This is a genomic window from Rhodoblastus sphagnicola (assembly GCF_002937075.1).
GTDB lineage: Bacteria > Pseudomonadota > Alphaproteobacteria > Rhizobiales > Beijerinckiaceae > Rhodoblastus > Rhodoblastus sphagnicola.
Map to the genome: position 1 here is coordinate 43,550 of NZ_NHSJ01000049.1, position 14,640 is coordinate 58,189.

Here is a 14,640-nt window from a genome sequence, read left to right on the forward strand (position 1 = left end):
GATCAACTCACGATGTTCTCGGCAGCCACCAAGCTTAACCTAGCGCCTATGGTCATTCTTCCCCACGCCATTGCGCGGCCAAGGGCTCGAACAGATGCAGCAGATCGACGGCGCGCCGCGCGATCTGATCGATAATGTCGGCGACGCTGTTCGGTTTGAGGTAGAAGGCGGGCGCCGGCGGCATGATGATCGCCCCGGCTTCGGTCGCCGCCGTCATCGCCCTGAGATGACCGAGATGCAAGGGCGTTTCGCGCGCAAGCAGGATCAGTTTGCGCCGCTCCTTAAGGTGTACGTCGGCGGCGCGGGTGAGGAGATTGTCGGCGAGGCAATTGGCGATGGCCGAAAGGGTACGCATCGAGCAGGGCGCGACGATCATGCCGCCGGTCGGAAACGAACCGGAGGCGATGCTGGCGCCGACGCTGTCGATGTCATGGCAATGTTTTGCGAGGGCGCGCAGCCGCGAAAGGGCGTCCGGCCCGACTTCCGCCGCAAGCGTCAATTCCGCCGCGCGCGAAACGATCAGATGAACGTCCGCGCCGCGTTCGTCCAGAATTTCGACAATGCGCAGGCCGATGGCCGCGCCCGAAGCGCCGCTCAATCCGACGACGACGCGCGGCTTCATCGCAAGCCGTCGCGCTTGAATCCCGCCATCACCTGGGGCAACAGCGCGTCCACGCGGCGCTTGATCTCCTCGGACGTATCGAGCTTCGTTCCCCATTCGCGATGGGTTTCCGCGCCGATCTTGTTGGTGGCGTCAATGCCGAGCTTGCCGCCCAGCCCCGATTCCGGCGAGGCGAAATCGAGATAATCGATCGGCGTGTCCCTGATAATGGTCAGGTCGCGCGAGGGGTCCATGCGCGTCGCCAAAGCCCAGGCGACATCGTTCCAGTCGCGGCCGTTGATGTCCTCGTCCACCACAATGACGGTCTTGGTGTAGCTGAACTGCGGCAACATGCCCCACAGCCCCATCATCACCCGCCGCGCCTGCCCCGGATAGGTTTTTCTGATCGAAACGATCGCCATCCGATAGGAGCAGGCCTCCGGCGGCAGCCAGACATCGACGATCTCCGGCAGTTGACGGCGCATGGTCGGCAAAGCGAGATCGTTGAGAACGCTGCCGATGACGGACGGTTCATCCGGCGGGCGGGCGGTGAACGTGCTCAGGTAAATTGGGTCGCGCCGCGTGGTGATGGCGGTGATGCGTAAAACTGGAAACTGCTCGACGCTGTTGTAATATCCGGTGTGGTCGCCATAAGGCCCCTCCGGCGCGGTCTCGGTGGCGGAAACATAGCCCTCGATGATGATTTCCGCGTCGGCCGGGACCATGATCGGCACGGTCAGCGCCTGCGCCACATGGGGCCGCTCGCCCCTGATCACGCCGGAGAAGCGCAGTTCCGACACCGTTTCCGGCAGCGGCAGCACGGCCGAAAGGATGGTGGCGGGATCGACGCCGATGGCGATGGCGACCGGCATGTCCTCGCCCCGCCGCGCCCAGGCGCGATGATGCGCCGCGCCGCCGCGGTGCGCCAGCCAGCGCATGATCGCCTTGTCCTTGCCCAGAACCTGCATGCGGTAGACGCCGATGTTCATCCGCGCGGTCTCATCGGCGTCGGTGTCCGGCGGACGGGTGATCACCAGCGGCCAGGTGATCAGCGGCGCCGGTTCGCCCGGCCAGCAGGTCTGGACCGGAATTTTGCCCAGATCGACATCGTCGCCCTTGAACACCTCGGCTTGGCAGGGCGGCTTCGAGATCACCTGCTGGCGCGTGGACAAGGCGGCGCGCACCATGGGCCAGCGGCTCATCGCATCCTTGAAGCCGTCGACCGGCGCGGGCTCGCGCAGCGCCGCCAGCATTTCGCCGAGTTCGCCGATGCGCGACAAAGCGACGCCGAAACCGGCGGCGACGCGCTCCTGCGTGCCGAACAGATTGGTCAGGACCGGCATGGTCGCAGGCCCCCGCGGCGAAACCGCTTTTTCGAACAAAAGCGCGGGACCGCCGGCGACCAGCACGCGGCGGTGCAACTCGGTCATCTCATGAACGAGGCTGACCTTTTCGCCGACGCGTGCTAAAAGACGCTCCTGCTCAAGATATTTGGCGAAGGCGCGCAGATCGCGGAAGGGTGGCAGTTCTCTGAAAGTCATACTGTGTCGTGCTTGGAAAGTCGCGCCGGCGCATTGACGAAAGTCAATGTGAGGCTGAACATTATCTGATTTGGTGGGGCAATGTGGAACTCTAAAGACATCCCTCTTTTCCCCGCCGTCGGGGCGGCCGTGCTGCGCTTCGCGCCGCTCACGCCCCTGTCGCTGGCCGGCGCGCATCTGGTGAAAACCCTGATTCGCCGCCACCCCTCGCTGTTCGCGCGGCTCGGCGAGCAGGCTGACAAGACTTTTCTCATCGACCCGACCGACCTGCCTTTCGCGTTCCGTCTGGCGCCGCATGTGGACGCGCCCAGCCTTGAAACGGTGCGCCGCGAGGACGCCGGTGCTTGGGACGCGCGAATCGGCGGCCCGCTCGCCGCTCTGCTCGGTCTGGTGCATGGGGTCTATGACGGCGACGCCCTGTTCTTTTCCCGCGACCTCGTGATCGAGGGCGACACGGAAGCGGTGCTGGCGTTGCGCAACGCCATAGACAATGAAGAGATCGACCTCGCGACCGAATTGACCGCCCTGCTCGGCCCGCTTGAGCATCTCGCGGCTGCTCCGGCGCGGCGCGTGTCCTCGCTGGTCGGCAGCTGGTTCGGCGTCGCCCTGACCCGCGAAGACGAGCGTCACGCATGAGCGCCCGGAAACTCGAACTGGTCTGCCCGGCGGGCACCCCCGCCGCCTTTCGCGCCGCGATCGACGCCGGCGCCCATACCGTCTATTGCGGCTTCAACGACGAAACCAACGCCCGCAACTTTCCCGGCCTGAATTTTTCGCGCGACGAACTCGGCGCGTCGATCGCGCACGCGCATAAAAAAGGCGCGCATACGCTGGTCGCCATCAACACCTTTCCGCGCGCCGGCGCCGTCGGATTCTGGCACAAGGCGGTGGATGACGCGGCGCGGCTCGGCGCCGACGCCGTGATCCTCGCCGACATCGGCCTGCTCGACTATGCGTCGAAAAAGCATCCGAACCTACGGCTGCATCTGTCGGTGCAGGCGGCTGCGGCCAACTCCGACGCCATCGCTTTTTACGCCCGCGCCTTCGGCGTCAAGCGCGTGGTGCTGCCGCGCGTGCTGACCGTGCAGGAAATCGCCGCGATCAATCGCGACATCGAGATCGAAACCGAAGTGTTCATCTTCGGCGGTCTCTGCGTGATGGCGGAGGGGCGCTGCTCGCTGTCCTCTTACGCAACCGGCAAGTCGCCCAACATGAACGGGGCCTGCTCGCCGGCGAGCCATGTCGAATATCGCGAGGAAGACGGCGAACTGGTGTCGCGTCTCGGCGGCTTCGCCATCCATCGCGTCGGCGCCAGCGAACCCGCGCCCTACCCCACTTTGTGCAAGGGCTGCTTTGAAGCCGGCGACTACAAGGGCCATGTCTTTGAAGACCCGTCGAGCCTCGACGCCGCCGCGCTGATCCCGCAATTGGCGGAAGCCGGCGTCACCGCGCTGAAAATCGAGGGCCGGCAGCGCAGCCGCTCCTACACGGAATCGGTGGTGCGCAACTTCCGCAAGGCGGTGGACGATTATGCGGCGGGCCGCCCGGTCGTCGCCGGCGCCTTGCGCGATCTGACCGAGGGCCAGACCACCACCGCGGGCTCGTATCGCAAAACTTGGCGGTAAGATGACAAAAAAATTCTCGCTGACCGTTGGACCCCTGCAGTTCAACTGGAGCGCCGACGCCTTTTCCGATTTCTACGCCCGCATCGCCGACGAGGCGCCGGTGGATCGCGTGGTGATCGGCGAAACCGTCTGCTCCAAGCGCACGCCTTTTTACGAGGACCGCATCCCCGCCGCCATCGAGCGTTTGCAAAGCGGCGGCAAGACGGTCGTGCTGGGATCGCTGGCCATGGTCACGCTGGAGCGCGAAAAGCGGGCCGCGCGCGAATTGTTCGAGCAGACCGCGCTGGAAGTCGAGATCAACGATCTGACCTTGATGAACTGGGCGCGGCCGCCCTTCTCCATCGGGCCGCTCATCAACGTCTATAACGAGGCGACCCTGGCCTATCTCGCCGGACAGGGCGCCAAAATGTTCTGCCTGCCGCCCGAAGCCCCGTTCGCTTCGGTGGAAAAACTGGCGGCGGCGGCCGGGGAATGCGGCGCCGAGGTCGAGCTTTGGGCCTATGGGCGCATCCCCCTGGCCATTTCCAGCCGCTGCTATCATGCGCGCGTGCATGGGTTGAGCAAGGACTCGTGTCAGTTCGTCTGCGACAAGGACCCCGATGGCCTGACCGTGCGCACGCTCGACGGCGCCGACTTTCTCGCCGTCAACGGCGTGCAGACCATGTCGCACAACACCTGCAACCTGATCGGCGATCTCGACCGCCTCGCGGCGGCCGGCGTGCGCTCGCTGCGGCTTTCGCCCCACACCGGCGATTTCGTGGCCGTGACCAAAGCCTTCGCCGATGTGGCTTCGGGCGCCATTTCCGGCGATGAAGGTCTTACGCGCTTGCGCGCGACGGCGCCGGAGGCGGAATTCTCCAATGGCTTCCTGTTCGGCGCTTGCGGCGCGGCGGAACTGACGCCGGCCTGAGCTTTCGTGGACCGCCCCCTTCGAGACGCTTGCTTCGCAAGCGCCTCAGGGTGAGGGCTATTCTTGCGATGGCTGGAACCTTTACAGGGAGCCCTCACCCTGAGGAGGCGCGGCGGCGCCGTCTCGAAGGGCGAGGGCGGTCCACGGATCGAGGCATGACATGAACGGCGCGGAAAGCCTCGTCAAAACCCTGGTTTCCCAGGGCGTGGACATTTGCTTCGCCAATCCCGGCACCTCGGAAATGCATTTCCTCAAGGCGCTGGACAATCCGGCGATGCGCAGCGTGCTCTGCCTGTTCGAGGGCGTGGCGACCGGCGCGGCCGACGGCTTTTTCCGCATGAAGGGAACGCCCGCCTCGACCCTGCTGCATCTCGGGCCGGGCCTCGCCAACGGCCTCGCCAACATCCACAACGCCCGCAAGGCCGGCTCCGGCATGGTCAACATCGTCGGCGACCACGCAACAAACCACCTGAAATATGACGCGCCGCTGGCCAGCGACCTCGACGGCCTCGCCCGTCCGCTGAGCCATTGGGTGCGGCGTGCCGACGGCCCCCACACCATCGCGGCCGACGCGGCGCGGGCGGTCACGGCGGCGCGCCCCGGCCGCATCGCCACGCTGATCCTGCCCGGCGACGCCTCATGGGGCGAAGCCGGCGAGCCAGCGCCCTGCCCCGTCGAATCCCCCGCGTTCAAGGCGCCGCCTTCGGCGCGCGTGGAGGCTTTGGCGCGCGTCTTGAAAAAACCGGAAGGCCCGGTGCTGGTCATTCTCGGCGGCCGCGCCTGCCGGGGCGAGGCGCTGGACCTGGCCGGCAAACTGGCGGCGGCGACCGGTTGCCGGCTGGCCACGCAATTCTTTTCCGCGCGCATCGAGCGCGGCGCGGGCCGAGTCCCGCTGGAGCGCATCCCCTATTTCGTCGCGCCGGCGCTGGAGTTTTTGAAGGATTTCCGCCACATCGTCACGGTCGAGACCGACGAGCCCGTCGCCTTCTTCAGCTATCCCGACTGCCCCAGCCTGCTCAAACCCGAATCCTGCGCGGTGCATGGGCTGGCGGAAAAGGACGAGGACGGCGCGGCGGCCCTCGCCATGCTGCTCGATCTTTTACACGCGCGTAAAACCGTCGCCCGCAAGCAGCCGCGCGACAAAACCGTCGCGCCCACCGGAAAGCTCGACCCGACCAGCATCGCCTTGGCGCTGGCCGCCGCGCTGCCCGAAAACGCCATCGTGGTTGACGAATCCTTGACCACGGGCCGGAACTCCATGGGCCTGACCGCCGGCGCCGCGCCGCACGACATGATCCAGAACATGGGCGGCTCCATCGGCTTTTCCACGCCGGTCGCCACCGGCGCGGCGCTGGCCTGCCCGGAGCGCCGGGTGATCTGCATGACCGGCGACGGCAGCGCCATGTACACGATCCAGGCGCTGTGGACGCAGGCGCGCGAGGGGCTCAACGTCACCACCATCATTTTCGCCAATCGCGCCTATGAGATTCTCCGGACCGAATATGCCAATATGGGTTTCGGCGCCCTCGGACCGCGGGCGAGCGCGATGATCGACATCGACAAGCCGACAATCGACTGGGTCGCGATGGCGAAAAGCATGGGGGTTCCCGCGCTCCGCGTCGCAGGGGTCGAGGATTTCCATCGCGGCCTGACAAAATCCTGCGCGGAGCCGGGGCCAATGCTGATCGAAGTCTGCCTCTGATCAAGGGCAAGGTCGCGCCCATCGCACCGCGCCTCCGCGCCATTTCGACCGCGTCCTCGCGCCGTGATCGGGCCGCCCTGGTGGACAAAGGAGCCGCCGTCGTTTCATTTTCAGCCGCCGAGGTCAAGCCGCCCGACAGCGTTGACAAAGCGCCGCCGTCCCTTTCTAATCAGAAGAATCGAGAGTGATTTTAAGATTCTGGGACAGAAAGCCCAAATTCAGCATTTAGCCCCCACGCGGCGGCAGCCGCTCGTTCCCGGATCTGCAGGGCATGGATGATAATGTACCGAAGGCGGTAATCGACGCGCGGAAATCCCCCCGCGCGGAGAGAGCGATCGCACTCGGGCTCGAACGCATCGGCCTGCTCGGCCTGCGCGCCCCCCTGGCGACCGTAGTTGTCGCGGTCTTGCTCGCCCTCGCCGCCGTATTCGGCGTGCAGCGCATCGCCATCGACGATTCCCTGAGCCAGCTGTTTCGCACGGATTCGGTGGAATTTCGCCAGTTCGAGCAGATTTCCCGTCAATTCCCCTCCTCCGAATATGACGTGCTCGTCGTGATCGAGGGCCAGGGGCTGCTGGCGCGCGACACGATCGAAAAACTGCGCACGGCCGTCACCGATCTGCAATTGGTGGAGGGCGCGCGCGGCGTCATCTCGATGTTTTCGGCGCGCCAGCCCGCCCAAAACGGCGGACTGCCCAGTCCGTTGTTCCCCGATCCGCTGCCCGAAGGCCAAGCCTACCAGGATCTCGTGACCAAGGTTCTGGCCAACGAATTGATTCGCGGCCGGCTGGTCTCGGAATCGGGCGATTTCGCCCTCGTCGTGCTGTCGCTGGAGCCGGACATCGTGGACGGCCGGCGACTCGGCCCGACTGTCGACGAAATCCGGAAAACGCTGGACGAAGATCTCGCGGGCGCGCCGATCACGGCCCGACTGTCCGGCGTGCCGGCGATGCAGATCGAAATCCGCAAGGCGCTGGAGCGCGACCGCATCGTCTATAACGCGCTCGGCCTCGCCGCCGGCTGCCTGATCGCCATTCTCTTCTTCCGCCGCGTCGCCTTCATGATCATCGCGGCCGCGCCGCCGCTCGCCGCGATCCTGCTGTCGCTCGGCGCCTTGGGCTGGCTCGGCTTCCAGCTCAACATGTTTCTGAACGTGATGACGCCGCTGATCATGGTGATCAGTTTTTCGGACAGCATGCAGATGACCTTCGCCGCGCGCGACCGGCTCATCGCCGGCGCGACGCGTCGTGAGGCCTTCGCGGACGCCGTGCGCATCGTCGGCCCGGCCTGCGTTCTCACCCATGGCGCGGCGGGCCTGTCGATGTTCGGGCTGTTCTTCTCGGACTCCGACCTGATCCGCGCCTTCGGCCACGCCGGGATGCTGTCGATCCTGATCGCGCTGGTCACCGTGCTCACCCTGCTCCCCGCGCTTGGCGTGCTGCTCGCCCCCCGCCGCGACTCGCTGCCGGCCAGGGGCCGCGACGGCGGCGTGCAGGCGCTGCGCGGTTTTTGCAGTTTCGTCGCCGATCGCATGCTGCGCCGTCCCGGCGCCAACGCGCTCATCGGCCTCGCCGTGGTGACCGCGCTGGGCTGGGCCTATTCCGGCCTGTCGCCGCGCTATCGCCTCGCCGACCTGACGCCGGACCAGGAGCATGTGGTCGAGGCCAGCCAGCGCCTCGACGCCAAGCTGAAAGGCGCCAACCCGATCGACGTCTACGTCGCCTTTCCGCCGAACACGGACCTGTTCGCGCCGGAAACGTTAAATGTCCTCGGCGAAGTCCATGGCGCGATGGAGACGCAACCGGGAATCGCCAATGTCTGGTCGCTGGAGACGCTGCGCCGCTGGCTCGCCGACAAGCTCGGGCAGAGCGATGTCGCCACGCTCAAGCAATATGTCGACATGCTCCCGCCGTTCCTGGTGCAGCGCTTCATCGCGGAAAGCCGCGAGTCCGCGCTGATTTCCGGCCGCGTGCCGGACAAGGACGCCGGCAACCTCCTGCCCATCGTCGAACAATTGAACGCGCGGCTCGACGCGATCCGCCTGAAACATCCCGGCTTCGAGATTCGTCCCAACGGCCTGTCGGTGATCGCCGCGCGCAACAGCGCGGATATGATCGGCAAGCTCAATCGCGGGCTGACGATCGAATTCGCCTTTGTCGCGGCCTTCATCGGACTGGCGTTCCGTTCGTTTCCCGTCGCGCTGGCCTGCGTGCCGGCCGGCGTGTTTCCGGTCTTCGCCGCCGGCGCGTTGCTGCGCGTGCTCGGCGACGGCCTGCAATTCGCCAGCGTGATCGCCCTGATCGTGTCCTTCGGCTTGGGGTTGAGCGCGACCATTCATTTTATCAACCGGATGCAGCGGGAAGACGATCCCAAGGCGGATCCGACGCGGGCGGTGGCGCGCTCCACTGTCTTGATCGGACCGGCCCTGATCCTCACCGCTTTCGTGCTGGCCTGCGGGCTGGAGGCGCTGTCGTTTTCCAACCTGCCGCTGCTGCGGCTGTTCGGCTGGCTCAGCGCCTTCGCGATGATCGCGGCCCTGACCGCCGATCTGCTGATTCTGCGCCCGACCGTGGCCGCCCTGATGCGGCTGGCCCGGCGCCCGCGACCCGCAATTTGAATAAAATATGACAAAGGAGTGCGCTATGCCCCTCGACACCAAGGCCACATGCGTCCCACTGCGCAGCCTCGCGCTTGCCATGCTTGTCGGCGCCGGTTTTTCCATCCTGGCAGGCGCCGCTCCGGCGCTGGCGCAATCGGCCGGCGCCTTTTCAGGTTTCGCCGGCAGCTTCCACGGCGGCGGCTCGGTGGTCGGCTCGGATGGCCACCGCGAGCGCATTTCCTGCCGCGCCAGGGGCGGCGTGAGCGAGGGCGGCCAGTCGCTGTCGCAGACCATCGTCTGCGCCAGCGACAGCTATCGCTTTAGCATCAACCTTAACGTCGTCGCCCAGGGCGGCCGTGTCAGCGGCGAATGGTCCGAGACCACGCGCGGCGTATCCGGCTCGATTTCCGGCCGCGTGAGCGACGGCCATTTCAGCGGCGGCGTCGATGGCGGAACCTTTCGCGCCTCGGTTTCGCTGCGCGCCAGTGGCCACGGCCTGTCCATGACCTTGGCGCCGAGCGACGGCGATGTGTCCCGCGTCGAAGTCAGCCTGTCGCGCTGAACGGAACCACAGCCGCGCTTGAGGCGTTGACGTTTCAAGCGCCGGACCGACGCGCGTCCCGCGGCGCGCGCCCGAGGGCGTCGCCTCTCCCGCGGAGTTGCTTATGACGAGAGATTTCCGTCGCGAAGCGATGGTGGCCTTCTATTTGTTCAAGCAGAAGTTGCTCGGCCGAAAGCGCTATCCGCTGGTTTTGATGCTCGAACCGTTGTTCCGCTGTAATCTCGCCTGCGCCGGCTGCGGCAAGATCGCGCACCCCGACGCGGTCCTCGACAAACGCCTGTCGGCGCAGGAATGCTTCGACGCCGTGGACGAATGTGGCGCGCCGATCGTCGCCCTTGTGGGCGGCGAACCGCTGATCCACCGCGACATCGAGGAGATCGTGCGCGGGATCGTGGCGCGGAAGAAATTTGTGAATTTTTGCACCAACGCCCTGCTGCTGAAGAAGAAGCTGCGCCTGTTCGAACCCTCGCCCTATTTCTGCTGGTCGATTCATCTCGACGGGCTGAAGGAGGCGCATGACAAGGCGGTGAATCTGCCCGGCGCCTTCGACATCGCGGTCTCGGCGATCCGCGAGGCCCGGGCGCGCGGCTTCAACGTGAATGTCAACGCCACCATTTTCGAGGGCATGGCGGCGGAGCAGGTCGCCGCCTTCATGGATTTTGCGGGAACCCTCGACGTCAGCGTCTCCATCTCGCCCGGCTACGCCTATGAGCGCGCGCCGGACCAGGAGCGCTTTTTATCGCGGCGGCGCACCAATACCTTGTTCCGCCGCATCTTCGAACTGGGCAAGGGCCGGAACTGGCGCCTGCTTCATTCCAGCTTCTTCCTCGACTTTCTCGCCGGCAACCGCGCCTATGCCTGCACGCCCTGGGGCATGCCGACGCGCAACGTGTTCGGCTGGCAAAAACCCTGCTACCTGCTCGACGAAGGCCATGCGGCCAGCTATCGCGAATTGATGGACGCCACGGATTGGGAGAATTACGGGACCGGAAAGCACGAAAAATGCGCCAATTGCATGGCCCATTGCGGCTATGAGCCAACCGCCGTCGACGAGGCGATCCGCCATCCGCTGGCGGGGCTGTGGCGAACTTTTCGCGGGCCGCGCACGCAAGGCCCCATGGCCCCCGAACCCTTCACCCCCGAACCCATGCCCGCGCCGACAGCGCCGCCGCCGCAAGGCGCGCCCCACCCCGCCGAATGATCGAGAGGAGGCGGGGTTCTCTTTGGGTTTGACCTGCGCTAACACTGACCATCGGACTTGACTGATTCCTGGCGATAGCGAGATTTTTGAGGTTTGGCGAGAATGCTGACATCCGCTATCGTTAAACAGGTGAAATTCTGCGTGCGCCATGCGCGGGCGGTGGTGGCGCTGTTCGCCCTGATCACGCTGCTGTGCGGTTATTACGCCGGCGTGCATTTCAAGATCAATTCCGACATCAACGCCATGCTGTCGCCGGACTTGAACTGGCGCAAAACCGAGCAGACCTTCGAAAAGGCGTTTCATCATTACGACACGCTCTATGCCGTGATCGAAGCGCCGACCCCGGAGCTGGCGTCGCAAGCGACGCGCGCGCTGACGGACAAGCTGGAAACCGACAAGACTCATTTTCGCGGCGTCGTGAACATAGCCGGGTTGCCGTTTTTCGCGCGCAACGGCCTGCTGTTCCTGCCCCTGCCCGATCTGCAACGCGCCATGAGCGGGCTGTCGCGGGGCGGCCCGCTGATTCAGGATCTCTCGTCCGATCCCAGCCTGCGCGGCCTCGTCTCCGCGCTCGAGGACGGCCTGATCGGCGTGAATTCGAACAAGCTGCAACTCAACGACATGACGCGCCTGTTCGCCTCCTCGTCACAGACGCTTGAGGATGTCGTCGCCGGCCGTCCCGCCTCGTTTTCCTGGCGCGTGCTGGCCCAGGGCGCGCCAGCGACACCCGCGGACCTGCGCGGCGTGATCGAGGTCCGCCCCGTGCTCGACTTCAAGGAGGTGCAGGCCGGTCTGGCGGCGAGCACGGCGCTGCGCGACGCGGCGGCCGACATCCTGCCGCGCTTCCAGGCGCGGCTGCGCCTCACCGGTCCGGTCGCCATGGCCGACGAGGAATTCGGCACGATCAAGGAAAACGCCGCCCGCAACGGCGCGATCACCGGCGCGGTGGTGCTGTTCATCCTGTGGCGCGCGCTGCGCTCCTGGCGTCTGATCGGCGCCGTCGTGCTCAACATCGTCGCCGGCCTCTCCATCACGGCGGCGGCGGGCCTCGCGATCGTCGGCTCGCTCAATCTGATCTCGGTCGATTTCTTCGTGCTGTTCGTCGGCATCGGCGTCGATTTCGGCATCCAGTACAGCGTGCGCTACCGAGCCGAGCGCCACGAGTTCGACAATCTCGCGGAGGCGATCGCGCGCGCCGGCTATCATTTCGGCGCGCCGCTCACACTCGCCGGCCTCGCCACCGCCTGCGGCTTCCTGTCGTTCGCGCCCACCGACTACAAGGGCGTTTCGGAACTGGGAATCATCGCCGGACAGGGCATGATCGTCGCCTTTATCGTCAGCGTGACCCTGCTGCCGGCGCTGATCTACCTGCTCAATCCCGCCGGCGAGCCGGAGCCGATGGGCTACGCCAGCCTCGCGCCGGTCGACGCGTTCATGTCGCGCAACCGCAAAGCGATCATCGCGGGCGTCGCGCTGGTCGTCGCAGCGGGTCTGCCGCTGTTCCACTGGCTGACCTTCGACTTCAACCCCATCCACCTGCGCGATTCCAGGACGGAATCCGTCGCCACCTATCTCGACCTGAAGCGCGACCGCAACCTGGAGATCGACAACATCCAGTTGCTCGCGCCCAATCTGGCCGAAGCCGACAAGAAGGCCGCGCGCCTCGCGCAAGTGCCGGAGGTGGCCTATGTGCGCACGCTGGCGAACATGGTCCCGACCGAGCAGGACGAAAAACTGTCCGTGATCGGTCAAGCGGCGGCGGCGCTCAAGGATTCGTTGAAACCCGCCGACGTCCAGCCGGCGCCAACCGACGCCGAAGTCGTGGACTCGTTGAACGAGGCCGCGCAAAGGCTGGAAGAAGCCGCGCAGGATCCGCACAATTCCAGCCAGACCGAGGGCATAGCCGGCGCCCGGCGTCTGGCGGCGGCGATCAGCGCGCTGGCCCAGGCTGGTCCGGACAAGCGCGCGCTGGCGAGCGACGTCATGGTCACGCCTCTGGTCCATGACCTCGACGATTTGCGCGAGATCCTTGGGGCGGAACGGGTCACTCTGGCGAGCCTGCCACCCGAGATCGTCAAGAATTGGCGGACGGCGGACGGCCGGGAGCGCCTGTCCATCGCGCCGAAGGACCAATCCGGTTCGGAAGATTCGCTACGCGCCTTCGCCCAGGCCGTGCTCCATGTCGAGCCGGACGCCACCGAGGGGCCGGTTTCGATTCTCCAGGCGAGCCAGACCATCGTCGGCGCCTTTTTCCAGGCCGGCGGCTGGGCGCTGCTGTCGATCGCGATCCTGCTCATCATCATGCTGCGCAAGGTCAGCGACATGCTTTTGACTCTGATCCCGCTGATCCTCGCGGCGGTTGTGACGCTGGAGCTGACGGTGATTCTGGGCATGCCGCTCAATTTCGCCAATATCATCGCCCTGCCGCTGCTGCTCGGCGTCGGCGTCGCCTTCAAGATTTACTACATCATGGCCTGGCGGCAGGGGCAGACCAACCTGCTGCAGACCAGCCTCACCCGCGCGGTGATGTTCTCCGCCGCCACCACCGCCACCGCCTTCGGCAGCCTGTGGTTCTCCAGCCATCCGGGCACGTCGAGCATGGGCGAGTTGCTCGCGCTGTCGCTGGCCTGCACGCTGGCCGCCGCCGTGCTGTTCCAGCCGATCCTGATGGGAAAGCCGCGCGCAACGGCGCCCGCCTCCTCCGTTTCGGCGTCATAATCTCGGCCCTTTTCCGCGAAAAGAGAGCGGACTCAGTTTAGAAATATTTGAAAGGTTCGCATATGACGAAGCTAGTGGTGATCGTTTCCTTCCTGCTGTTGGCCTTCGCGACGACGAGCGCGAGCGCCGGCGGCACGAAAGAGCAGGAGGACGCCTGCCGTCCCGACGTGCGCCGCTTCTGCCATCATGTGCGTCCCGACGGCGGCGACGACGCCTTCCTGGCGTGCCTGCAGGCCAATCGCGCCAAATTGACCGTGAAGTGCCGGGCCGTGCTTGAAGATAACGGCGTGTGACACCCGCGCCGTCGCGCCGCTTTCCGGTTGAAGAGGAGGCCTTGCCTTGCCCGCGCATTCGTTCCTGAACCGCATCGCCCGCCTTGCGCTCGTGACCGGGATCGCGCATTTGACAGGCGCGGGACTCATGACGAACTCGGCCTGGGCGCAATCGCAGAATTCGAACCTCTGCCGGCCGGATGTGCGCCGCTTCTGTCATCTGGTGCGCCCGGACGCCGGCGACGACGCCTTCCTGGCGTGCCTGCAAGCCAATCGCGCCAAACTGTCGCCGAATTGCCGCCAGGTTCTCGAGTCGAACGGCGTCTGACGCATCGATCCTCTATGTGGCGGGGGCGAACTCCCCGCTTCCGCGTGAAAAGGAGGCTTCCCTTGTCCGCATCTTCCTTGCCAAAATACGCGCGCGCGCTCCTCGCCGCCGCCCTCGCCTTGCCGCTGACGAGCGCGGCGGTCGTGACCAGCGCCTCGGCGCAATCGGCGAAATCTCCCCTGACCGGATTCTGGCAGGCCTATTTCGACGACGGCAATCCCAGCGGCTGGTTCTATTTTTCGGAGAAGAACGGTCTTTTCGAAGGCCGCCTGGTCAAAATGTACAAGAAACAGGGCGAAACCACGCTGGTGACGACCTGTCCGGCATGCCCCGGCGACAAGAAGAACAAGCCAATGCTCGGCATGGTCATCGTTTACAACCTCAAGCACGATGGCGCGAAATACGAGAACGGCAATATTCTCGATCCGCGCGACGGCAATGTTTATAACGCCGAAGCCGAAATCACCCCCGACGGCCAAAAACTGCTGCTGCGCGGCTATCTCGGCTTCGAACTGCTCGGCCAGACGCAGACCTGGACCCGGTTGCCGGACGATACGATGGCTGTCGCCGACATTCCCGGC

13 protein-coding genes are annotated in these 14,640 nt (G+C 65.6%); 11 read left to right on the forward strand and 2 right to left on the reverse strand.

The window, feature by feature from the left end:
• Nucleotides 1-52: 52 nt before the first annotated feature.
• Nucleotides 53-622, reverse strand: a complete 570-nt coding sequence (locus CCR94_RS07965; RefSeq protein ID WP_104507336.1) for a UbiX family flavin prenyltransferase — start codon at nucleotides 620-622, stop codon at nucleotides 53-55.
• Nucleotides 619-2,142, reverse strand: a complete 1,524-nt coding sequence (locus CCR94_RS07970; RefSeq protein WP_104507337.1) for a UbiD family decarboxylase — start codon at nucleotides 2,140-2,142, stop codon at nucleotides 619-621. Before CCR94_RS07970 ends, CCR94_RS07965 begins: the two co-directional genes overlap by 4 nt.
• Before the next feature lie 81 nt (nucleotides 2,143-2,223).
• Here CCR94_RS07970 and ubiT point away from each other — a divergent pair, with 81 nt between their 5' ends.
• The 11 genes from ubiT to CCR94_RS08025 form a co-directional block, all read left to right on the forward strand.
• Nucleotides 2,224-2,778, forward strand: coding sequence for a ubiquinone anaerobic biosynthesis accessory factor UbiT (gene ubiT, locus CCR94_RS07975; RefSeq protein WP_104507338.1), 555 nt, complete (start codon nucleotides 2,224-2,226; stop codon nucleotides 2,776-2,778).
• Entirely contained in the window at nucleotides 2,775-3,767 is a 993-nt protein-coding gene (gene ubiU / locus CCR94_RS07980) for a ubiquinone anaerobic biosynthesis protein UbiU (protein WP_104507339.1), read from the forward strand. Before ubiT ends, ubiU begins: the two co-directional genes overlap by 4 nt.
• Before the next feature lies 1 nt (nucleotide 3,768).
• The gene (gene ubiV, locus CCR94_RS07985) at nucleotides 3,769-4,677 is read left to right on the forward strand and encodes a ubiquinone anaerobic biosynthesis protein UbiV (protein ID WP_104507340.1); all 909 of its coding nucleotides are present in this window, start codon (nucleotides 3,769-3,771) and stop codon (nucleotides 4,675-4,677) included.
• Nucleotides 4,678-4,837: 160 nt separating this feature from the next.
• Nucleotides 4,838-6,379, forward strand: a complete 1,542-nt coding sequence (locus CCR94_RS07990) for an acetolactate synthase large subunit (RefSeq protein ID WP_104507341.1) — start codon at nucleotides 4,838-4,840, stop codon at nucleotides 6,377-6,379.
• A 271-nt stretch (nucleotides 6,380-6,650) separates the two neighbouring features.
• Nucleotides 6,651-8,996, forward strand: a complete 2,346-nt coding sequence (locus CCR94_RS07995) for an efflux RND transporter permease subunit (protein ID WP_104507342.1) — start codon at nucleotides 6,651-6,653, stop codon at nucleotides 8,994-8,996.
• 25 nt (nucleotides 8,997-9,021) lie between these two features.
• Complete coding sequence (locus CCR94_RS08000) at nucleotides 9,022-9,540, forward strand: hypothetical protein (RefSeq protein ID WP_104507343.1); 519 nt, start codon at nucleotides 9,022-9,024, stop codon at nucleotides 9,538-9,540.
• A gap of 103 nt (nucleotides 9,541-9,643) precedes the next feature.
• Nucleotides 9,644-10,741 carry an adenosyl-hopene transferase HpnH gene (gene hpnH / locus CCR94_RS08005; protein WP_104507344.1) on the forward strand — a complete coding sequence of 366 codons (1,098 nt, stop codon included), beginning with the start codon at nucleotides 9,644-9,646 and terminating at the stop codon, nucleotides 10,739-10,741.
• Nucleotides 10,742-10,843: 102 nt separating this feature from the next.
• The gene (hpnN, locus tag CCR94_RS08010) at nucleotides 10,844-13,459 is read left to right on the forward strand and encodes a hopanoid transporter HpnN (protein WP_104507345.1); all 2,616 of its coding nucleotides are present in this window, start codon (nucleotides 10,844-10,846) and stop codon (nucleotides 13,457-13,459) included.
• Between the two features lie 62 nt (nucleotides 13,460-13,521).
• Complete coding sequence (locus CCR94_RS08015) at nucleotides 13,522-13,752, forward strand: cysteine rich repeat-containing protein (RefSeq protein WP_104507346.1); 231 nt, start codon at nucleotides 13,522-13,524, stop codon at nucleotides 13,750-13,752.
• A 46-nt stretch (nucleotides 13,753-13,798) separates the two neighbouring features.
• Nucleotides 13,799-14,059: a hypothetical protein gene (locus tag CCR94_RS08020; protein WP_104507347.1), complete on the forward strand. Its 261-nt coding sequence runs from the start codon at nucleotides 13,799-13,801 to the stop codon at nucleotides 14,057-14,059.
• A 62-nt stretch (nucleotides 14,060-14,121) separates the two neighbouring features.
• A partial coding sequence (locus CCR94_RS08025) for a DUF2147 domain-containing protein (protein WP_158254667.1) occupies nucleotides 14,122-14,640 on the forward strand: 519 nt, incomplete at its 3' end.